The 22,725-nt window shown below is 58.3% G+C and carries 17 protein-coding genes; 11 read left to right on the top strand and 6 right to left on the bottom strand.

Annotation, left to right across the window (positions count from 1 at the left end; all coding sequences use genetic code 11):
* Positions 1 to 60 precede the first annotated feature (60 nt).
* The 11 genes from VNL17_05930 to VNL17_05880 all read left to right on the top strand — a co-directional run bounded on the left by VNL17_05930 (position 61) and on the right by VNL17_05880 (position 17,712).
* Positions 61 to 3,162, top strand: coding sequence for a PKD domain-containing protein (locus tag VNL17_05930; protein HXI83613.1), 3,102 nt, complete (start codon positions 61 to 63; stop codon positions 3,160 to 3,162).
* 114 nt (positions 3,163 to 3,276) lie between these two features.
* Positions 3,277 to 7,755 (top strand): alpha-amylase family glycosyl hydrolase, encoded by a 4,479-nt coding sequence (locus VNL17_05925; GenBank protein ID HXI83612.1) that lies wholly within the window; start codon positions 3,277 to 3,279, stop codon positions 7,753 to 7,755.
* Positions 7,756 to 7,818: 63 nt separating this feature from the next.
* Positions 7,819 to 8,460 (top strand): DUF502 domain-containing protein, encoded by a 642-nt coding sequence (locus VNL17_05920; protein HXI83611.1) that lies wholly within the window; start codon positions 7,819 to 7,821, stop codon positions 8,458 to 8,460.
* Between the two features lie 6 nt (positions 8,461 to 8,466).
* The gene (gene recO, locus VNL17_05915; protein ID HXI83610.1) at positions 8,467 to 9,102 is read left to right on the top strand and encodes a DNA repair protein RecO; all 636 of its coding nucleotides are present in this window, start codon (positions 8,467 to 8,469) and stop codon (positions 9,100 to 9,102) included.
* A gap of 217 nt (positions 9,103 to 9,319) precedes the next feature.
* Positions 9,320 to 11,032 carry a hypothetical protein gene (locus VNL17_05910; protein HXI83609.1) on the top strand — a complete coding sequence of 571 codons (1,713 nt, stop codon included), beginning with the start codon at positions 9,320 to 9,322 and terminating at the stop codon, positions 11,030 to 11,032.
* Between the two features lie 45 nt (positions 11,033 to 11,077).
* Positions 11,078 to 11,575: a hypothetical protein gene (locus tag VNL17_05905; GenBank protein HXI83608.1), complete on the top strand. Its 498-nt coding sequence runs from the start codon at positions 11,078 to 11,080 to the stop codon at positions 11,573 to 11,575.
* Between the two features lie 5 nt (positions 11,576 to 11,580).
* Complete coding sequence (locus VNL17_05900) at positions 11,581 to 12,222, top strand: hypothetical protein (GenBank protein HXI83607.1); 642 nt, start codon at positions 11,581 to 11,583, stop codon at positions 12,220 to 12,222.
* Between the two features lie 9 nt (positions 12,223 to 12,231).
* Positions 12,232 to 13,257: a hypothetical protein gene (locus VNL17_05895; protein ID HXI83606.1), complete on the top strand. Its 1,026-nt coding sequence runs from the start codon at positions 12,232 to 12,234 to the stop codon at positions 13,255 to 13,257.
* Positions 13,258 to 13,300: 43 nt separating this feature from the next.
* Positions 13,301 to 15,223, top strand: coding sequence for a HEAT repeat domain-containing protein (locus VNL17_05890; GenBank protein HXI83605.1), 1,923 nt, complete (start codon positions 13,301 to 13,303; stop codon positions 15,221 to 15,223).
* A 236-nt stretch (positions 15,224 to 15,459) separates the two neighbouring features.
* Positions 15,460 to 16,608, top strand: coding sequence for a hypothetical protein (locus tag VNL17_05885; GenBank protein ID HXI83604.1), 1,149 nt, complete (start codon positions 15,460 to 15,462; stop codon positions 16,606 to 16,608).
* Between the two features lie 60 nt (positions 16,609 to 16,668).
* Positions 16,669 to 17,712 (top strand): HEAT repeat domain-containing protein, encoded by a 1,044-nt coding sequence (locus VNL17_05880; protein ID HXI83603.1) that lies wholly within the window; start codon positions 16,669 to 16,671, stop codon positions 17,710 to 17,712.
* 10 nt (positions 17,713 to 17,722) lie between these two features.
* Here VNL17_05880 and lpxA read toward each other — a convergent pair whose 3' ends face one another.
* The 6 genes from lpxA to VNL17_05850 all read right to left on the bottom strand — a co-directional run bounded on the left by lpxA (position 17,723) and on the right by VNL17_05850 (position 22,719).
* The gene (gene lpxA / locus VNL17_05875; protein HXI83602.1) at positions 17,723 to 18,508 is read right to left on the bottom strand and encodes an acyl-ACP--UDP-N-acetylglucosamine O-acyltransferase; all 786 of its coding nucleotides are present in this window, start codon (positions 18,506 to 18,508) and stop codon (positions 17,723 to 17,725) included.
* Between the two features lie 33 nt (positions 18,509 to 18,541).
* Positions 18,542 to 19,000 (bottom strand): MOSC domain-containing protein, encoded by a 459-nt coding sequence (locus VNL17_05870; protein HXI83601.1) that lies wholly within the window; start codon positions 18,998 to 19,000, stop codon positions 18,542 to 18,544.
* 15 nt (positions 19,001 to 19,015) lie between these two features.
* On the bottom strand, positions 19,016 to 19,999 hold the full coding sequence (locus VNL17_05865; protein HXI83600.1) for an aldo/keto reductase: 984 nt from the start codon (positions 19,997 to 19,999) through the stop codon (positions 19,016 to 19,018).
* An 818-nt stretch (positions 20,000 to 20,817) separates the two neighbouring features.
* Positions 20,818 to 21,726, bottom strand: coding sequence for a hypothetical protein (locus VNL17_05860; GenBank protein ID HXI83599.1), 909 nt, complete (start codon positions 21,724 to 21,726; stop codon positions 20,818 to 20,820).
* A gap of 57 nt (positions 21,727 to 21,783) precedes the next feature.
* A complete protein-coding gene (locus tag VNL17_05855; GenBank protein ID HXI83598.1) occupies positions 21,784 to 22,347 on the bottom strand; it encodes a hypothetical protein in 564 nt (187 codons plus the stop codon).
* 243 nt (positions 22,348 to 22,590) lie between these two features.
* On the bottom strand, positions 22,591 to 22,719 hold the full coding sequence (locus tag VNL17_05850) for a hypothetical protein (GenBank protein HXI83597.1): 129 nt from the start codon (positions 22,717 to 22,719) through the stop codon (positions 22,591 to 22,593).
* Between the last annotated feature and the right edge of the window lie 6 nt (positions 22,720 to 22,725).

Raw genomic sequence — 22,725 nt, 5'->3', positions numbered from 1 at the left:
GTTCATAGCGGGCCTTTACAGGCTTGCCCCGTCGGGCGTTCTTCGGTATGCTAAAAACTTGTGCGAGTCTTGGGTTGCGTATTCGGGGCGGTGTTGGTGGTGGCGACCGTTGTGGGAACGTCGCCGTCGTCATACGCGATCTTATTCAAATCCACTGCTGATCCCGCCTACAACACCAACGCGCCAGGCGGCGCGCTCGCCAACAGCGGCTGGCAGTACGAAGGATCCTGGGGCAGTTTTCTCGGGACCGCCGTCGGCCCAACCTTTTTCCTCGCGGCGCACCATATCGGAGGCGCGACCGGAGACGTATTCGTGCTTAGTGGATTCACCTACCACACGACCGCGTTTTTCGATGATCCGAGCAGCGACTTGCGCCTATGGCAGGTGGCGGAGACATTTCCGAGTCACGCGGTGCTTTACGCGAATACGAATGAAATTGGCAAACACTGCGTCCTGTTCGGCCGGGGCACGCAGCGCGGCCCGGCGGTCATCGTTAGCGGCGTGACCAACGGCTGGCAGTGGGGCGCCACTGATGGCATTGAGCGCTGGGGCGAGAATGATGTGGCGACCAATATCAACGGCGGCGCGACATTAGGGGATTTTCTGCGCGTAACATTCGACCGGGGCGCTGCTTCGAACGAATGCGATCTTTCTGTTGGGGATTCGAGCGGCGGCCTGTTCATTCAAAATGGCGGCGCGTGGCAGCTCGCGGGCATCCACTACGCCGTCGACGGCCCGTTCAGCAACGCGGTGAATGGCACGACGTTTGATGCGGCGTTGTTGGACCGTGGCGGATTATACCAGTCGAGCGGCGCCACCTTCACGTTTATCCCCAACACGGCGCAAGACAATCCAAGCGGGTTTTACAGCACGCGTGTCTCTTCGCACATCAGCTGGATCAACGGCATCATCAGCGTCAATGGCAACGTGTCACCCGTGGCCAGTTTTGAAGCGACACCAACCTTCGGGGAGTTGCCTTTGATCGTGACGTTCACCGACACCTCAACGGGGACGGTCACAAACCGGTTCTGGAATTTCGGTGATGGCGCAACCACCAACACGATGGCCAATATCCTGACGCACACGTATGCCGGGCCGGGCACCAACACTGTGACCTTGATCGTCAGCGGACCGGTCGGCGTCAGTACGAATACACAAGCCGACCTCATCGTTGTGCTCAAGCCGCCGCAGTTGTCGGTCCAGCCATCCAGTATCTCTTATGGTTTCGTCGCGGTTGGTGGATCCGGCAGCCAGCAATTCCATGTGATCAATGCGGGAGATGAAATGTTGACGGGCACCGCGCAGGTCAATGGCGTTAGCGGTCCGTTTGCCATCACCGGCGGCAGCCCGTTCACCGTCGGCGGTGGACAGACCGGGCAGGTGAGCGTGAGTTTCAATCCCGTGACGATCGGATCGTTTACTGGCTCGGTTGTCTTCACTAGTAACGGCGGCGCTTCGACCAATGCTGTGACCGGTTCGGGCGCTGTCGCACCGACTGCGGGCTTCACGGGGAGCCTGACCAATGGTGCGGTGACGTTATTGGTGAACTTCACGGATGCTTCCAGCGGCACCGTGACCAGCCGTGTGTGGGCTTTTGGCGACGGTAGCGCGAGCACCCTGACCAGCCCCAGCCATGCTTACACCAATGCGGGAACTTTCTCGGTCAGCTTGACAGTGTTTGGGCCGCTCGGGTCGAACACATTGCCGCGGGCGAACTATATTACTGTGACCAACGTATTCGGAGCACCCGTAGCCGCGTTTGTCGCTAGTCCGACGAATGGCGCCGTGCCGCTGCTGGTGAACTTCACGGACACGTCGACGGGCATGGTCACGAATCACTTGTGGACGTTCGGCGACGACAATACGAGCACCCTGACCAGTCCGAGCCACTCGTACACCAACGCGGGAATTTTCTCGGTGAGCTTGACGGTCGTGGGCCCCGGCGGGTCGAACACGCTGCTGCAGTCGAACTATATTACCGTGACCAACGTGCTTGTAGCACCCGTGGCGGCATTCATGGCCAGTCCTACCCATGGAGCCGTGCCGCTGGTGGTGGCCTTCACGGATGCCTCGACCGGCCCGATCACGAACTATTTCTGGAATTTCGGGGATGGCAATACGAGCACCCTGACCAGTCCAAGTCACGCCTACTCCACAGCTGGCGTTTATTCGGTGGGGCTTACAGTCTCTGGGCCCGGTGGGTCGAGTGCAACCAACCGGCTGAACTTGATTACCGCAACAAACGCAGTGAATACACCGCCGACAGTGACCATCATTCGGCCTGCCAACGGCATGTTGTACCCGCCGCTCACCAATCTGACGATTACCATTGTTGCCAGCGCCACGGCCAACGACGGCGGAACCATCAACAAGATCGAGTTCTTTGTCGACGGCGCGAAACTTGGGGAGACCGCGTCCAACCCGGGGACAAACTTACTTGTCCAACCGACGCTGGGCACGCATACGCTCGTGGCGCGCGCGACGGACACGTTCGGTGTGAAGAACCTCTCCGGCAGCGCGACGATCACTGTTGGCGCGCAGAACTCGCCGTTGGGAGATTGGGAGGTGACGATCAGTGGCGCCGACAAAGGGGCCCAGTTCCTGACGTTCGAGGATGATTTCAGTGCCAGCGGCTATGGGATTCGGCTCAAGACGTTTGGACTGGACGACGTGTCGGGCCACTGGGGGCTCAACGCGAAGGGACAGGTAACGGGACCGTTTGTCGAACAGACCGACGGCACGACGAATTGGACCGGCACCTTGTTGGGGTCGGTGAAGAGCTCCAAGAACATTAGTGGGGCGGTGCCGACCACAGCCTTGGGCACTTTCCACTGGAAGGGTGTGCCGGCCACGGCGTTCCCGGATCTCGGCGGCACGTGGACCGGGCTGGTGACGGTCGCCAAGATCGCGACGGTGGTCAATTATGTGATCACCAGCAATGCGAATGATTCCGCCGTGTTTGACATTGCGACGAGCAGGGATTCGGGCGTGGTGGTGGGACAGTTGTTGGTGACGTCCCGGAACAAGGTGTATGCGTACGTCACATTCGACGGGAAGCAGGTCCGATTGTCCGGCGTCTTCAGTGAGGCGCGCCGTTCGCTGACGTTGCGGGGCACGAATGAGACCGCCGAGAAGGTCTCCGTCAAGGTCTTCCAACAGTAATGTCCGAGCCATGCGTTTGGCTTGTTTTCCAGTGGCGATGTGTCTATAAGGGACCCGCGGTATCTAAGGCTTTCGAAGGCGAACTGATGAAGTTGAACCCACGACGGTAACGCAATGAGAGGCTTCTACTTCGCCCTCGTGTTCTCCCTCGCCGCGGCAGCCCACGCTGCGTTCTCGTCACCTGAGGACTGGCGTGACGAGAACATCTATTTCATTTTCCTGGATCGGTTTTACGACGGCGATCCCTCCAATAACAATGTCGAAAGCGCGCACGGGGCGCCGTATTCACCGAGCGACGCGCATGCCATCCATGGCGGCGACCTGAAAGGCGTTCAGCAGAAGCTCGACTACATCAAATCGCTCGGCGCGACCGCCATCTGGATCACCCCGATCCCGTACAATGTCGGCGGCTCCGCGTTCCACGGCTATGGGGCGCAGGATTTTTACACGTTGGCGCCTCACTGGGGCACGATGACCGATCTGTCGAACATGGTCAGCGCGGCGCACTCCCGCGGGATCAAGGTCATTCTGGACATCGTCTGCAACCATAGCGGCGATCTCATTGACAGCGGCGACTCCGGTTATCCGAATTTCCTGGCGCCGCCGTCGGGCTATAACATGCGCTACAAGAACATCGCCAATCAACACGCGCCGCCATTCAACATCACCAACGCCACGCCGTCGGCCTTCACGTCCATCTTCCACAACAACGGCGCGATACAGAATTTCGGCAACACCCAGCAGGTCGTGCTCGGGGAATTGTCCAGTCTGGACGACTTTGCCACGGAGACGACCTACGTCCGCACCAACATGATGAACATCTACACCAACTGGGTCGGCATCGCCGACCTCGACGGCTTTCGCATCGATACGGTGAAGCACGTGGACTATGGTTTCTGGCAGTATTGGTGCCCGCAGCTCCATCAGTACGCCACGTCCATCGGTAAATCGAACTTCTTCATGTTCGGGGAGATCTTTGACAGCAGCGAGGCGTTGGTGGGCTCGTACACCGGCACAATGGGCGGCGGCCCATACAAGCTGGATTCTTCATTGGACTACCCGCTCTATGACACTGTCAACTCTGTCTTCGCCACCGCCTCGGGTAACACGAAGCAGATCGAAAATCACTACAACGCGATTGCCGCCAACTACGACACGAATGCCTGGTATCGACTCGTCACGTTCTTGGACAACCACGACAACCCGCGCTTCCTGAGTCCAGGCGAGGCCAATGACAACACCAACCGCCTCGGCGTCGCGCTGGAATTCCTGTACACGTCGCGAGGCATCCCGTGCCTCTACTACGGAACGGAGCAGGCGTTCGACGGCACCACCGATCCGAACAACCGGGAGGACATGTTTGCCGGCCAGTTCGAACAAGGCCCGTCACTCGGCGACAACTTCAACGAGACACACCCTCTCTTCCAACTCGTGGCCAAACTCAATAACTTCCGCCGTCTCTATCAATCGCTTCGTCGTGGCGTGCACAATAATCGTTGGAACACACCTGGTGGCCCGGGCTTGTTTGCCTACTCCCGCGTCTTCAGTAACGAAGAGGTTTTCGTCGTCTTCAACACCGCCAGTTCCACCCAGACGCTGAGCAATCGTTCGACCATCTATCCGTCCGGTACCGTGCTCGTCAACCTGCTCGACACGAACGAAACGATCATGGTCTCGGCCCTTACCAACACGACGCCACAGATTTCGGTGCCGAGCATGACCGCCAAGATCTTCATTGCCCAATCGCTGGTGCAACCGCTCGATCCCGTCGTCATCAGCCAAAGCCCGGCGCACGCGGCGACCTGCATCTCAACTTCCGCGTCAATTGCGCTGCAATTCAGCAAACCGATGGACACCGACTCGGTTGAGGCTGCGTTCTCCGTAACGCCCGCGACAACGGGCACTTTCACGTGGAACACGGTTCACGATACGATGACGTTTACTCCGAGCACTGCCTGGCCTGTGTTCACCACGAATCTGGCTCACCTGGCAACGAATGCGGTGGACTCGGTTGATGGCAATTCGCTCTACGCGCCGTTCGACACCTACTTTGTGACGTTCACCACCAATACGATTACCACCAGTTCATCGCCCGCCGGAGGAGGCACAACCAGTGGCGGCGGCACGGTGAACTGCGGGTCGAATATCACCGTCTGCGCGACACCGAATTCGTGCTACACCTTCGTGAACTGGACACAGAATGGCAGCCTGGTCAGTACCACAGCCTGCTATACCTTTTTTGTAACCAGCAACGAAACCCTGGTGGCGAATTTTGTGAACGCGTTGGAAGCGCTGGCGACTGACAATGCCGGCGACCCGGTGTACGGCTCAGGCTGGTCGGACGGCAGCAACGGCGGGATCGGTTTGAACCCGTGGGCGTTGACGAAGACAAGCACCAACGCCAATAGAAACGGTTTCTTTCTCGACTTGTCCACTGACAACGCGCCCCATGTGCCGCCTGGAGTCGACACCAGTGGCAAGTCGTGGGGCATCTACGCGAACGGTAGCAACACCGCCGCTGCATATCGCTCATTTACCGCCGGCCCGGTGCAGCCTGGCGGGCAACTTCTGATCGACATGGACAATGGCCTCAACGACGTGGACGGCTCGGCGGTGGGGTTCACCCTGCGCAACGGCGACGCCACGAACACCCCTACGGACTACACCACAGGCGCCCGCCTCCAGTTCTACCTGGCCGGTGGTAGCAGCGATTATACGGTTGTTGACGCTACGGGCACGTATGACAGCGGAGTGCCGCTGACCTACACAGGGATGCACTTGATTTTTTCGCTCGGCACGAATGATGATTATACGCTGGCGGTTGTTACCGGCGGAAGTAGCTCGACCAATACCATCAGCGGCACACAGGGAGGCGCGCCGAACAGCACGCTGGACAGCATCGCCCTGTTTAACGACGACGCCGGCGCCGGCGCTTCGCACAACGTCTTCTTCAACTCGCTATCCGTGGCCAATTTCACGCCCATCACCTACACGATCAACACCAGCTCCTCGCCGCCCGGTGGCGGTTCAACCGGCGGCGGGGGAGTCGTAAACTGCGGCTCGAACGTGACCGTATGCGCTGTGACGAACGCGTGTTATCAGTTTGTGAACTGGACCGAAGGCAGCAATGTCGCAAGCAGTTCCCTTTGCTACGACTTTATGGTATCCGGCGACCGCGATTTGGTGGCGAACTTCAGCCAAATCAATTACACGATCACCACGAGTTCCTCACCGCCGGAAGGAGGAACGACGGACGGCGGCGGATCCAAGGTATGCGGTTCCAGCGTAACGGTGAACGCAACACCGAATCCCGGATACAATTTCGTGAATTGGACGGAAGACGGCAGTCCGGTAAGCAGTTCCTCGAACTACACATTCACTGCGTCTGGCAACCGGGACCTGGTGGGGAATTTTATCATCACCCAGGCACCACCGGTGGCCAGCTTCACGGCCAACCCGACCCTTGGGGCCGCGCCGTTGCTGGTGAACTTCACGGATACTTCAACCGGCACCATCACGAACCACTTCTGGAGCTTCGGCGACGGCAACACGAGCACAGCCACTAGTCCGAGCCATTCGTACTCTACAGCCGCCGTCTATTCGGTGGCGCTGACGGTCTCCGGCCCTGGTGGGTCAGGCGCGACCAACCGGCTGAACCTGATCACCGTCACGAATACGGTTAACACACCGCCGACGGTAAGCATCATTCGGCCGGCCAACGGCATGCTCTACCCGACGCTGACCAACCTGACGATTACGATTGTTGCCACCGCCATGGCCAATGACGGGGGGGCCATCAGCAAGCTTGAGTTCTTTGCGGACGACGTGAAATTCGGGGAGACAACGTCCAACCCCGGGACAAACTTGCTGGTCCATCCCACACTCGGTACTCACACGCTCACAGTTGTCGCCACCGACACGCTCCTGGCGACCAACCGATCGAACCCATCCACCATCACCATCGGCGCCAAGAACTCGCCTTTGGGTGATTGGGAAGTCACGATCAGCGGCGCTGACAAAGGTGCGCAGTTCCTCACGTTCGAGGACGACTTCAGTGCCAGTGGCTATGGGATTCGGTTCAAGACGTTTGGACTGGACGACGTGTCAGGTCACTGGGGGCTCAACTCGAAAGGACAGCTAACGGGACCGTTTGTGGAGCAAACCGGCGGCACGACGAACTGGACCGGCACATTGTTGGGGATGGCGGCGAGTCTCAAGAACGTCAACGGGGCAGTGCCGACCACTGCCTCGGGTACTTTACACTGGAAGGGCGTACCGGCCACGACGTTCCCGGATCTCAGCGGCACGTGGACGGGAACGGTGACAGTCGCCAAGACCGCGATGGCGGTCGGTTATGCGATCACCAGCAATGCGAACGATTCGGCTGTGTTCGATATTGCGACGACCGGGGAACCGGGCACGGTGGTGGGACAGATGCTGGTGACGTCCCGGAACAAGGTATATGCGTACGTCACGTTCGACGGCCACCAGCTCCGATTGTCGGGCGTCTTCAGTGCGGTGCGCCGCTCGCTGACGTTGCGGGGCACGGATGAAACCGCCGAGAAGATTGCCGTGAAGCTCTTCAAACAGTGACAGCAAGGATAGGGATGGCTCCGCGTTGACAGTGCTGCCATCGACGACTACGATGACCCACGCATGAACGAGACGTGGAAAAATCTGCGGAATTCCTTCTTTGCGGGCCTGCTGGTCGTCGTGCCGGTGGCCGCGTCGATGCTCATCCTGCTCGGGATCTTCACGTGGGTGACCGATTTCATGCTGCCCGATGCTCTGCGCCAACAGATGTTGACGCCGTTGTATCGGATCATTGCGTTGGTTCTGTTCGTGGCGTTCACAATTGGGGTGGGGTGGGTTACTCGTCTGGTAATCGGCAAGCGGATGGTCTCGGCCACGGAATCGCTCATCACGCATGTGCCCTTGCTGAACAAGACGTATGGTTTCATGAAGGAAATCAGCCAAACGCTGCTTTCGGGAAAAAAGACGATGTTCCAGCGTGTGGTGCTGGTGGAATTTCCACGGCCGGGCACGTACACGATCGGTTTCGTGACCAGCGAGATCGGCGGCGAGGTCCGGGAGAAGACGCACGAAACACTGGTCAACGTGTTTGTGCCGGCGACGCCGAATCCAACCAGTGGTATTCTGCTATTCGTCCCGCACGGGGAACTGATCGACCTGGAGATGAGCGTGGCCGAGGGCATGAAAATGGTGATTTCGTGCGGTTCGGTCATGCCGCCGTACGCGGCGAAGACGCAGCAGCCCGCCGCGCCTCTATTGCGGTAGCAACGCATGGACACCGAGCGCGCCGAAGGGATCGTTTTGCGTCGTCAGCCGGTCACGGAATCCAGCCTCATCGTCACCTGGTACACACGCGAATTCGGCAAACTGAAGACGCTGGCGAAAGGCGCCCGCCGACCGAAAGGCCCGTTCCAGGGAAAAATCGACCTGTTCTACTGCGATGAGATTGTTTTTTTGCCGAGCCGGCGAAGTGATCTGCACCTCTTGCACGATTGCTTCCTTGAGGAGCCGCACGCGCGTTTGCGGGAGTCGGTTGACTCATTGGCCGCAGCGTCCTACGTCTGTGAATTGGTCGAGATGGCCACGGAGCGCGAGGATCCAAACGTCAGGATTCACTCCCTATTGACGGCGATCTTGGATGCACTGGAACGGCGAAAACATAATGCGGTCTTGTTGATCTGGTTCGAGATCCAACTTTTGGCAGCTGCGGGTTGGACCCCGAAATGGGAGGCGGCAACAAGCGTGAACAAGGTTCTTCGGTCACTGGCAAGTGCGTCGTTGAAGGGCGTCGAGCGCGTCCGTTTGAGTACCGAGCAAATCGTTGCGAGCCAGCGGGTTGTGTGGGAACTCTTGGATGCAGAACTTGGGCGCAGACCGCGAACGAGACAATTTCTCGTGGAAAAATGAGGAATTGACTAATTGCCGTACAACCCATATAATACATGGCTTACAGGCGAGAGCCACGGCTTGTTTGTAGATAAGCTGGTCAATGGCAGGGAGATGTTAGTAAGTGGTCGAGTTTAAACGGTTCGGAAGATAGGAGACGCCTGTCCCGAAACAGGCGCGCAGGCTGCGAGCCACCCAAAAGAAGGTTCAGAGCTAAATAGAGGAGTTGTATAAAAGCATGTCTACTCAAATTGTAGAATTCCCTTCGCACGAGCGGCCACACACAGAAGTCAATACCATCCAGATGGTTGGGATTGCGACGGCATGTACAATCATTTGGTTCGTTCTGTTGGGTCTTACGCCGATTACCAAAGCAAACTTCGTGCGAGATCTGTTTTTGGGTTCCGAGTCGAAGAATGGCGTGCTGGTGCATCCCTACCTGATCGAACGCGTTATCTTCCAAGGCTTGATAAGCTGGGTGTTCGCGTTGTCGATGGGCAACATCGCCCTAAAGTTTCTGCGGATGAACAAAGAACGCGCCGCGATTGAGGACGCTGGCCTGCCGGAAGATCTCGACATGAGCGACAACGAGCGGCTTATTGATGTTTACAACCGCGTAAAAGATCGTCCGAATATTGCCGAGAGCCTTGGTCTCACACGCATTGCGCGCGTATTGGCCATGTGGATCAACACGGGTGATTTTGAGCGCACCACCGAATATGCGCGCGAACAAGCTGACATGGACGCGGCTGCCTCGGATTCATCTTTCCGCCGAAATCGTCTGTTCATCTGGGCGATGCCGCTGTTGGGGTTCGTCGGCACCGTGTATGGCGTGGCGGCCGGCATCAGCGGTTTCGCCGCGTTCCTGACGGGCGCGAACGTGACGACGGAAGCGATCACGGGGCAAATCGGCACGATCACCGAAGGCCTTGCGGTCGCGTTCATGTGCACACTCCTGGGCTTGTTGACCGCCGGTTTGGCGGCGTTTCCGAGCTTGATGGTTGAGCGCAAGGAAGAAGAGATACTCGGCGAGATCGATGAACTGGTTGAGGATCGCCTGCTTTCGCGCATGCCTTCGGCGGAAGCGCAGAAAGCGTTCCCGGTGGACGAGATGGTCGCGGCGATTCGCCAGGGGATGGAGGGCATGCAGACGCAGTCGAAATTCCCCGTGGAAGAACTGGCCCAGGCCATCGACGCCGGTTTTCGCCGATTGCCCAATCCTGATCGGTATGAAGAGGTCTTTTCGCGCGCGATCTCCAAGGCGGGGGACGTGATCAACCAGAAGTACGACGAATTTGCGCAGAATTACGAGCGGCGGATCGGCGAACTGGGCTCCCAGCTCGGTGGCAAGCTGGAAGGCGTGGCCAGCAACTTCAACAACGGCACGCAGCGGATCATGTCGGAACTCACCAAGACGCAGGAGCGCAACCTGGAGATTTACACGAAGAACGAGCAGAAGTTGGCGGACAAATTCGACGATTTGACGGAGCAACTTACCCGGATCGCCAAGGAGCAGTCCGAGCAGTTTGGCGACGCCCACGAGAAGTACGTTGGGGCCATCCAGGAATTGGACAAGAAAGAGATTGCCCGCTTTGAGAAGATGGTGCAGGAGTTCAGTCAGCTTTCAACGCGACTGGCCGATTCGTTCCGACAAGCCGTTTCGTCCCTGGAGACCGCGTCCACGCGCTACAGCGAACGCATGCAACAATCCGTCGAGTCGCTCAACGAGCAACTGGAGAAAGTCGCCCAATTGGGCACGGAGATCGACAAAGTGTTGCGGACGACGCAGGCGATGGAAACAACTTTGCGGCAGGTGGGCAGTTCGGATGAATTCCGGCAGACGCTGGCGAACCTTCGCAATCACCTGAGCACGAGCGACGAGTTGCTCAAGCAGCTCTCCCGTCCGCGCAAGGTTGTCTTCCAGGAAGCCCGCGGCGACGACGGAATGTGAACATGCCGAGATTAACCGCATCGCTCGGGCAGGGACGCTGATTCCATGGCGCGTCGCAAGCCATACGAGAAGATCGACATCAACGTCGAGCCTTTCCTGTCAATCATGGCGATCGTGCTAAAACTGATCTCCTTGATCCTCGTGGTTATCGTCATGCGCATTGCCGTCAATCCAAAGGGCAAACGTATTATCGCGTTTGCCGGGCTGTATTCCGGGCACAATAACGTTACGAACCCAAAGATCCCTTCGTATATTGATTGCCAGCAGGACAAACTGGTCTTGTATCCCGGCGAGGTGAAGGTTGCGTGGGAGGAGTTGCAGCAATCGGGGAATCCAGTCGAGAAACTATTGGACAAGGTGCAGGCACACAGGGGTGACGAATATGTTGTCGTCATGGTGCGACCGCGGTCAGTGAAGCTCTATCGTACGGTTCGCAACCTGATCGGGAAGCGGCCGATCGAGGTTGGTTACGATGCCATCGATGCTGACTTCAAAGTTGATTGGAATGAGGCTGAAAAGGGTCTGGCTATTTCCACGGATTGATAAACATGGCAGGGCGAAGAAAAAAGAAGAAGGCCGAGTTCGAGATGCTCATCATTTCGTTCTGTGATATTATTACCATCTCGACGGCGGCTCTGCTCCTGGCCCTGTTTGTCACAGTGCAACTGGCCGTCAAGATACCTGTTTTTAGACCGACCCCGCGTTCCGCTCCTTCCTCAAAACAAGCTCTTTTCTTCGAGTGTCGAAACGACCACCTATTCTTTGTCGACAAAGCCGGCTTGGATGAGCAGGTCGAGGAATTGATGTCGAGACTGAATCCAGGAGTTCGCGGTGGTGACCTTGGATCTTTCCTAAAAGCTATTCAAGGGCAAGAGGTTGGGAATCCCTACTACAAGGTTGATCCCCGCTATTTGCTCGTGGGGCAGATGGGATTGGAAGCGCGTCCGGGCGCTACCGGAGAAGGAGCGGCCGATCTTGAGAATCCCAACAGCAAGTACCAGGCAATCCTGTCTCAACTAGACAAGGGCAAGCAATACGTTGCTTTTCTGGTCAGGGATGATAGTTTCAACGTGTTTCGCAAGGCCCGCCAGGCTGCGGATAACCTGGGCTTCGATACCGGCTGGGAACTACTCGGGATCGACGAACCGATCAAGTTTGGTGAAGGCGGAACCGCGATAGGTACGCAGTAGGAACATCTCATGGCCGGGAACAAAGGGAAGAATACACGGGGAAAGGGACTTAGGGCCAACGTTATCGTTTGGACGCTGCTGGTCGTCCTGCTGTTGGCCGCGGGGGTCCTGGCTCTCAATGTAACCCAACGATTCCGCCGGGTTGTCCTGGAGACGAATCAAGTTCGCATGGTTGTCCAGGACGCTGTGAGACGGCAGGATATGATCGTCAAGGCGCCGGCGCGCAAGGAATTCTCCGCCGCCTTCCTGCAAATGGCGTTCGGGGATAATCCGCAGCTTTTGGAGCAAATCAAGGAGTCTCTCGGCAAGGCCCTTGGCGCCAATCCCACGCTGGCCCAGGGCGACGTCGCCATGATGCTGGTCACGTATCGCGCGGAAGGGGAATTGCGCGACGTGGCGATTCACATCTTTGGGAACCTGGTACCCGAGAAGCTGCCTGCGTTCAGTTCGGAGGGCTACTGGAAGGCTCAACTTCCCGAGAATTTTTTTAAGATGGGTCAATCCATGCTGTCCACGCTGGGGCGTGAGGTCGTCATCCTCGCCAGCCCGGAAGCTGAGAAGCGACAGCGGGAACTGCTGGAAGCCGTGCTGAACGATCGTTACGAGACCGTTCAGAACTACCTCCACGAGCCCGTTTCCTTTATTGCCGTCATCCCCGAGCCGGGCTTGCTGTTTACGGATCGTTTCCGTCCCTACATGGCGGCGGCTTTGGTGAAGGGCAAGATCTCGCTGGACGAGGGGCGTATCGAAATGGTGGCCCTCAGCTTCGATCCGAAGAAGGCTCAGGAATTGGCGCAGCTGTTGTCTGATACTAGGATGATGGGCGTGGGGATGGCCCGCGTGAGATTTGACAGCCCGGAGGCCGAGACTGCGCTCCAGCAGTTGTCCCGCGCGCAAATTGTGGCGGACGGTCCGGCGGTGAAAGTGACCGCCATGATGCCCTCCGAAGTGATTGAACGGGGACTACCGCGAATCATTCGTGCTCTGGCGAAGGGTGTCGGGCGAATCCAGCGGGGGCCGGGTTACCCGAGTTGACCACTTCGGCACACCACTGCATGTACCGGTGAGGAAGATGACGATGCGGCGATTCAAGTTTTGGCTGATCGGTATCTTGAGCATTTATGTGTTGTTGCCCTTGTCGCATGGGGAAGAGGCAGCGTCGCCATCGGCGGACACCAAACTCCAGGTCGCCTACCAGCGCCTCCATTTCGACCGGCTCTATCCTCCCACGGCCGTTTCCTACATCCAGGGTAAGCTGCAAAGCACCTCGAACACCATGGAAGTTCTGGCTGGCCTGGCCAAAGACGATCGCAGCGAGGTGCGGGTCCTGGTGACAGCATTGCTCGGGGAGTTTGGCGAGCCGGATGGCGGCAAGATCCTCTGGCGTATGACCCGCGACGAAACGGAGTCTGTCCGCATGGCTGCCGCAGGAGCGTTGACGCGGCTGTCGCAGTTGACGCCCCTGGCCATTTCCACGGACGGCTTGAAGGACGAACGAGCTGACGTGCGACGGCTGACGGCGGCCGCGTTACGGCAATCCGCGGACCGATCAGCGGAATCGGCATTGATCGATACCATCCGGGATCCAGACGACTTGGTCCGGATGGAAGTTGTCAGCGCCCTGGCCGAGTGTGGAACCGCCGCCTCGGTTCCCTCGCTCGCGGAAGCGTTGCGGGACAAGAACGCGCTCGTCCGAACTGCCGCAGCCAGTACCTTGGCGCATTTCGACGGCGCCTCCTCGATTCCAGTGCTGATCGGTGCCCTGGACGATCCCGATTGGCACGTCCGCGCCACAGTGATCATGTCGTTGTCGGCAACCGCCGGGGACCAGAAGGATCGGATCGCCCTGATCGTCGAACCCATTGCCGCCAAACTTCAAAATGACCCTTACGCGCTCGTTCGCGACCGGGCCGCGGACGCGTTGGCCCACTCTGACGACGAGAAAGCGATTGCGGCGCTGGTTCGTGCCATCGTCTCCGACGACCGCGAGGCCAGGCTGCATGCCCACGAGGCGATCATCCGCAGCCGAGCTGTCTCGGCGTTGCCAAGCCTGACCGGGTACCTGCATCATCCCAATCGCGATGTTCGCGAGAAGATCATCCGCATCTTCGGGGAGATTGGCGGCGGGGAACAACTCCCAGCGGTCATCGAGGCGTTGAAGGACACGGATCCCGTGGTCCGTTTCGCTGCGGTCCAGGCGCTGCGCCGTCTACGAGGAGAGGGCCTTGTCGAAGCGCTGCAGGAAAGGTGCAACGACGCCGACGCCAACGTGCGGGCAGAATCCGCGCGGACACTCGGTAATCTTGGGGAGCGGACGGCGGTGCCGAAACTGGTGGAACTACTCCGTGATTCCAACGGCTTTGTACGGGCCGCGGCGGCCGAGGCGCTGGGCAAGCTGGGCGATCGGAGTGCGACGACAGCCTTGATCCAGGTCCTCACGGGCGATAAGAAACAAACAGCGGCGGCATCGGAACAAGACGGCCTTGTCATCGGGACGCAGACGGGCCTGCTGCCGGAAATTGCCAGGATGAAGGTGGTTGAGGAGAAGATCATCGCCGCCAAGGCCCTGGGAGACATTCGTGATCCCGCGTCCATTGATTCTCTGGTCGAACAAGGTTTGAGGGCGGAAGACGCCGGGTTGCGGGCGGAGTCGGCGGTGTCACTCGGCAAGATCGGTGAGGCACGCGCCATCGGACCGCTGGAAGCGGCTGTGCGTCCCTACTACGAAGCGGCACCGGCGGACACAGAAGGCGTCACGATTGTGACCGGACCGATCGATGAGAAGGTGCGGCTCATGAAGGAAAAGGAGTCCCGTGTCCGTGCTTCGGTCGCGTGGGCGCTGGGGCAGATTGGCGATGCCAACGCGAAGGAAATTCTTACGCGCGCGGAGAATGACGAGAACAGTCTCGTGCGCGACGCTGCTGCCGAGGCTTTGGCCAAAGTAACGGAGAAGCAAGAAAAGGTTGCGGCAGGGGCGGCAAATCCACCCGCCACACATTGAACCGGGTTGGCGTTCGGTTTGTCCACTTTCGTTCACGGGTTGTCTGGCCAGGCCGATAATTTGACTTCACGTGACGTTGGCCTATGTTAAAAAGGCGTTGGGTCCACCGGAGGAATTGCTGGAATTGGCCGTTCTCTTGGAGGTTTATGGCATTTTCGTGTGGCCATGATCGAGGTTCCAAACAACGGGAATCCCGCGCCGCGGCTGGCATCGAACTTGCATATTTGAGACGCGAAATGAATAACAGGACCACCAGTTACCGAGGACTGAGGCTCAATCCGTATTTTGTATTTCGCAGTTCAGCCGCCGGTCTGATGTTTTACTTGTCTTCGCATTGTCTCGCGGCAACCTTGGCGGCGGATTCCATCTTCTCATCTCCCAATGCGGTTGTGGCCGCGGTTCCCGTGAAAGCGCTGGCTGTCAATCAGCCTGCCCGCGGCACCGCCGCGCTGGCTCCTGCTCAATACAGTGAATGTCTCCAGTTGTTGGGGGAAACCGATCACGTCAGTCCCGCGCTCGTGGGAAACGTCTCCGCGATGCTGAATCATCCCTCCGAGGCGTCATCGATTGTGCCACCGACCTCCCCGTCGTTGATGGTCGTCAGTTACCACGAACAAGCTGGAGAAGCGCGTGACGTCGTCGTGCAACTTTTCTTCGATCCCATCGGCGGCGGACAGAACGTGCTGAACGATGCCGGCTACGTCCACGCCCGATTGGGGGATGAGTTGTCGGGTTCCGCCGACCAGCTTCTGGGTCTGATGTTCCGCCAGGTCGCGTACTTCGGGCAGAAGGACGAAGTTGAGCGCCAACGGCGGGCCTTTCAGGCGATGTTGAATGGCGATATGACGCTCTTGCGGGAACAGACGGTCGACCCTTTGCATGTGCTCGTGGTCATGCCGCACGGCGGCACGTTCCTGCCCAGCAGCCTTCGTTCGCGTGTGCATGGATTGGTCGTGGATGCCGAATTGGCCTTTGGCACGTGGAGCGGCCGAATCGGAATGGTGACCGATGACGGCGAAACCGCCGAGCAGGTGGGCAACATCGTCGCCGCCTGGCGTGAAATGGCCATGTCGTTTGCCGACACCTTCGCGAGCCACAGTTCCGGCAAGCAACTTCGTGACTCGCTGAAATCGAGCACGGTCCAGGTTGTGGCCAATCGCGTACTGGCCTCCGCTTCGGTTGATTCGCGCACGGTAGTTCGTACGTCCAAGGAAATCACCGGCCACGGCGGCGGCTGCCCATCGGGAGGCTTTTGCTCGAAAGACAAGGTGGCGATCTGCCACAAAGTCGACAGCAAGCACGAGCAGACTTTGTGCGTGGCGCCGTCCGCAGTTGCGGGGTTTCTCGCGCAGGGCGATCATTGTGGTCCGTGCGCCGGGGATTGACGCAGACAACCGCTGGCAGCCTGTCTGTGGGGAAGGATGCCTGGCGACATCTGGGCCGGAATGAAGGAGGCAAACCCGCTGAAATATTCTCGCATCTTCCGCTCATGGCTGCTGGTTTTGGCGCTCCCGGGCCTCTGCCTGGCACAGGCATCAGGACCGATGCCGACGGAGACGGACAAGAAGTTTGAGCGCCTGGCGCGCTGGGTAAAATCACCGGACGAGACCGTTCGCGTGGACGCCATTCAGGAACTCGCTATAGTTCATGATCCCGCTGCAGTTCCGCTGATCTTGCAGTGCCTTCAGGACACCAACACCGCAGTGCGCGGCGCCGCCGCATGGAGCCTCCTGCTTTATCGCGGTCCGGAGGTCATCAGCGCGCTACGGCCGGTGTTAAACGACGAGGACGACCGCGTGCGGGCCTCCGCCGTCTGGTCACTGAGTCACGTGGGCGGCAAAGCGGTCCTGCCGGATGTCGTCCGTCTGGCCACCAACGACGCCTCGGGAGTTGTTCGTTTCCGCGCCGTCTGGGGCCTGGCGTTCTGCGGCGACAAGTCGACGCTGCCCATTGTCGTCAATGCGTTGGGCGACTACAACAACGCCGTCCGCGAACGCTCCGCGTTGCTGGCCCTCGATGCGCTGGCGGACAAATCCGTACTACCTCTGCTGTTGCAACAACGACACGATATCCTCCCTGCCACGCGCCGCGTGGTCATGTATCTGCTGGCCAAGTACGGCGACGGCTCCGTCATTCCCGGCCTTATCGAAGGGCTTCAGGACCCGGACGCGCTGGTGCGCGCCGAGGCGGCGATCTCACTGGGGAAACTTCGCGCTCGCAAGAACCTGGATGCACTGCAGCCGTTGCTCGAGGATCCCGATGAACACGTGCGCGGTTCCACGGCCTATGCCATAGGTTTGATGGGCGACCCGTCGGGCGTCAAGCTGTTGCGCTCGTTATCGCAGGATAACAGCGCGTTCGTGCGCGCCGTTGCAGCGGAGTCACTGCAGAAACTCGGAGACAAGGCGGCCAAACCACCGGAAGGCTTCAAAGCTGCCGAGTTGTTTACCTTCCCGATCTACAGCCCCGAGCAGAAAGAACTCTACTAGCCAGCGTCGCTTACGCACGCGCCGGTGGACAGATCCCATTTGGCGACTGGCGTACGAACTCGATGAACTCCCGGGCTTCGGATGTCTTGTATGCACCATCCACTGAGGCTTCCTTCAACGCCTGCGTTCCGTTCGAACCCGAGAGATAGAACAACTGGTAAAGTCGCTTGAGTTCGGCGATCGCTTCACGCGAAATTTTCATCCGCCGCAAACCTACCAGGTTCAGCGCGTGAATCTCGTTGCGTTCCGCCGCGAGTGTGAAGGGTGGCACGTCCATCGAGACGCGGGCATTGCCGGAAAACATCGCCAGTCGCCCGACGTGCGTGAATTGGTGAATGACGACGCCACCCGAAATGAACGCCCGGTCCCCTACATGCACGTGTCCTGCGACCAGCGCGCAATTGCAGATGATCACGTTGTTACCGATGACGCAATTATGCCCGACGTGCGCCGTGGCCATCAGGTAGCATTCATTGCCGATGACCGTCGCGCTCTCCGGCTCCGTACCGCGATGTACCGTGCAATACTCACGGAACACATTCCGGTCGCCGATCTTTAAATAACTGCGGCACGTGCGGTCGAACTTCAAATCCTGCGGTTCATGCCCGATCACCGCGCCCATGTGGATTTCATTATTGCGCCCAATCTCCGTGTGCCCCGTCAGATACGCGTTCGCCCAAATCCTCGTCCCCCCGGCAATCTTCACGTGCTCCTCGATGATGACATTCGGCCCCACCTCGACAGACGAGTCGAGTTCCGCCTTCTTGCTGATGATGGCTGTCGGATGAATCGGCATGGCCCCGAATATACCAAAGGCAACCTTTGCTGGCTAGAAATCAGCCTCGGGAACTAGGATAGGATCTCCGGTGCGGATCAGACCGGCCTTTACCACGCGGACGCAAATACCGCCACGTCCATCGGCCAGTGCGCGGGTCATGCCGGGCTCGGTGATCGTCTCGACGTAATGACAGGGTGGGCGGGGGCGGTCGTATGTCAGTGTGGCGTTACCGACGATGAATGTTTTCCCCGCGAGATCGTGCAAACGAATGCCGCGAGTGACAATGTTGCGGCGATGTTCGCCTTGGGCAACCTGAATGCCCGTCTGCCGCAAGATGTCATCGAGCGCCTCGCCTTCGATCAGTGTGACCTCACACTCGTCCACGCCGGAATAGTAGCCGACCCGCGTTTGGTATCGATCTCCCAGTAGGCCGCCATCGACGACGGCTTCAACCTGCTCCACCGGCTGCATCATCGCGCCGCCTTGTGCCGTGACAAAAATCTTTTCCACTATGCCTTGCATGGGTTACCACCGGTGATGCACTTCGGGACGGATATATTTGTCGTAGATGGCTGCGACTTTCAACATTGTCGCACGGCTTAAGCGGGGGAGGGACGAGGCGCGGACGTTCTGCTCGGCTTGGTCAGGACGTTTGGCGCCGGGAATGGCGCAGGTGACGGCGTCGTGCATGAGAATCCAGCGTAATGCGAACTGTGCGAGCGTCGCGCCTTTCGGTGTGAGTCGCTTCAGTTCTTTGACGGCTTTCAGGCCGGTATTATAGTCCACGCCGGAGAAAGTTTCACCGCGGTCAAAGGCTTCTCCGTGACGATTAAATTTCCGGTGATCATCAGCACTAAATTTCGTCTGGCGTGTCATCTTACCGGTGAGCAGGCCGCTGGCGATCGGGACGCGCGCCAGAATGCCAACCTTGCGGCGCTGGGCCTCCGCGAAGAACAACTCGGCCGGTCGCTGTCGGAACATGTTGAAAATGATCTGCACGCTCTGGACGTGCGGATAATCGATGGCTTTCAGTCCTTCTTCAACGGTCGCGACGCTGACGCCGTAGTGATGAATCTTGCCCGCTTTGGCGATGTCGTCCAACGCCTCGAAAACTTCTGGACGGTAATACACTTCCGTCGGCGGGCAGTGCAATTGCAGCAGGTCGATGCGTTCGGTTCTCAGATTGCGCAGGCTGCGTTCGATGAAGCCGGTTAGATTGCGTTTGTTGTAACCGTCTGCCGTGTGCGGAGAGAGACGACGGCCTGCTTTCGTCGCCACATGGATCGTCTCGGAGCGTTCCCGCACCACCTTGCCGACCAGCCGTTCGCTGTGCCCGTCGCCGTAGACATCGGCAGTGTCGATGAAGTTGACGCCAAGATCAATCGCGCGGCGAAGAGCCGCCAACGATTCGCGGTCGTCCACGGCTCCCCATGTCCCGCCGATGGCCCACGCGCCGAAGCTGATTTCGGAAACCTTCCAACCGGTGCGGCCGAGCGTGCGATAGCGCATAGCGAAATTACCTTTTCCTTACTCTGAGACAAATTAATATGGAGGGCCACGCTCCGTCGTGGCCGCTTCGCGCCGACACTACCGACAGCGCCGCAGAATCACAAGACCCTACGAATCGACCAAAAAACCACAAGAGACACCCCTCCGGTGGCTTCGATTCCCCGGAAAAGAGGTCACTTTTCATTAAAAACGGCCTCATAGACCCCCAGAATTGGGTTCGTTTTGGAAAACGAACCCAAATATTTTGCCCGATTTTTTGTGTGTATAACACCTTGTAGCGCTGTTGGTTAAATACTGTTTTGTCGCTGAGAGAAATTGGGTTCGTTTCGCAGAAACGTATATGAGCCCCCTGGAGGGCTTTCCTAGTGGCCTCGCACAGGCGGACGCGTCCATGATTTCCGGTGGTTTTCGGTAGGGCGCGACCGCCGGGCGCGCCGTCATGCTCGCCCCAGCCTCTTGCGCGTCGACCGTTGGAAAGCTTGGCCTTCGAAGCGTCTTCGCGAAGTAGGCTTGAACGTTTATCTGTCCAGTCTACCCGTTCTGCAACGCGATGTCCAGTAAAAGTATCAATTAACGATATATGGGCGATTTCCTGTAGTGGCGCGGGCGTCTCGCCCGTGTTGAATTCCCCGTTCAGCGCTGGTCTCCGAACCCACTACGGAGACCTTCAGTAATTACGTTGGTGGGTCTCGACAGCGAAGGGTGACTGCTGACCCGACCTGAGTCCGGCCCGCCCAACCTTGTTCTAAAGGTCTCGTAGTCATGCCGCATACTCTGCGGCATGGGTTAGGTGGCTGCTTTCCCCAGAATTGAGGGGGTCAGTTCTGGGGAAGTTCGCGCGCTAAACTTCGCATGGCATCTCGAATGCGTTCGCTGATCCCGTTGCGGATGTTAACCTCTGCGGTGCGCGGCGTGATCGCTCTTTGTTGGCCGGTTTGAACGGAGTGGCGTTTGCGATGCTCACCGATGACTCGCAGCTCGGGGATGCTTTCTGGTTTGCCGTTGGTGTACTCAAGTAGCGCCATCCAGCCGACCTTGAACCATTCATCGGATGTTTTCTTTGAGAGTGGCGGCAATGTGAGGCAATCCTTCGCCCAACGCGGAATTTTCTCCCACACACCTTTGAGAGGCTCGCGGCGGCATCGCCAAACCATCTGCGAAAATCTCACTTGCCATTGATTCGCATGAATCGTCTCCACCATTACAAGCGCGTAAAGCGTAGCACTTGGCATTTTTCCTCCCCAGCCGGTGCCCCATCGTGCGCCCCTGCCGCTGGCGATTGCAGATGTCTTACCCACTTCAAGCCGTTCAAGATGTGCGGCGACTTCCTTCATCCGCCGCGGACGAAGTGACACCATCATCGGCCATTCCACGGCTTTGCGCGCGTATGATTGAAGAAACTGTTCCTTGCGGTATGAGAGGCCGTCTAACCATTGTACATGATCACCGATCATTCGCAGCAGTGACCCCATGGCGAGTCTGTTGCCCTTGGCAGCATTGGCTCTTAGCTCCGCCAAACCTCTGTCGGTTTGACTCATCGCTTGGATTAATGCGTTTTCCTTGTCACAATCGTTAGCATAATGAGGCGGCGCTTTGTCTACTTCATCTTTGGAGGCAATCGGCGCACAGAATGGAACGTGTCGTATGCAGCCGCGCAGTTCCGTTATTGCTTTATCCCGGTCTCGCTTGCTAATGGGTCTTCGTCTCACTTTGCTGAACTGACGCATTCTCATTGTCCAATCGAGAGACGCCCGGTGAGCATGTTCGCGATTCTACCGTAGCGTCTACTCGTGCACCCGATCTAGATTCAAGCCGATGGATAGCACAACTCGGTCATCGTCGCAGCTTGCACTCGCACCCTCCCTCGTCCATTTGCGACGACGGGGTGTATAATTTGTTTTTACCCGAATCATTGTCTCGGTGATTGTTACGCGATTTGTATCGCCTTCTTCAACCGCCCGCTGCCGTTCCTTCTTCCAATGCGCCAACTCTTCCGCATCTCTTTGGGCCACCTCTTCAGAGTCGTGCAGTGTCCACTTCTTATTATCGGAATTCTCTCTCAAGAATTGTTGTATTTCTGTTTCCGTAAGGGGAACGGGTAGCGATGAGTCGTGTACGTAGCTAACGCGGTTGGCACGTCTATCGTTGTTGAAATCGACCCAGATTGTGATCCCATTAGTCAGATATTGGGCTCTGTCAATCCCTTTGCTTTCTTTTTTGTCCACCGGTTCCCCAAGATGTTTACTGCACCATTCCGCGCTCTTCCCGAGCGGGCTGGGCGACTCGCTTTGACGCCCGCATCCAACAATGAACAAGATGAACAGGATCGCGCTTCTCGTCGTTCTCATGGAGATTCCTTCGACTATGAATTGAACGGCAGACACTTCATCGAAGGCATCCTAGCAAAGCGGTAACGGGCGGGCAATGACGGAGGAACAACGTGTCACTATCACAACCGGGAAACCGCTCCTACAAGCGTGAACTGTGAACCGAGAACTCGGAGCCTCAATACTGCGGGATGTTTGTAGCTCGGCCCAAGCGTTGATGTTTCCGATGTTCCACGTGCTTCCCGGCGACCGCCCCGACTCGCTCTAACGGACCCGATAACGCGCCTTGGCGTCCTTCACCTGAAATCCAATGCTCTTCTTCGGCGGCTTGGGTGGCTCCGGCAATGCAGGTAGGTCGATGATGTCCATGACGCGGCCAACTCGGGCTAACAAGCCCAA

This window comes from Verrucomicrobiia bacterium (assembly GCA_035577545.1).
Lineage (GTDB): Bacteria > Verrucomicrobiota > Verrucomicrobiia > Palsa-1439 > Palsa-1439 > Palsa-1439.
The sequence above is the reverse complement of the archived record's forward strand: the minus strand, read 5'-3'. Positions and strand labels throughout refer to the sequence as shown.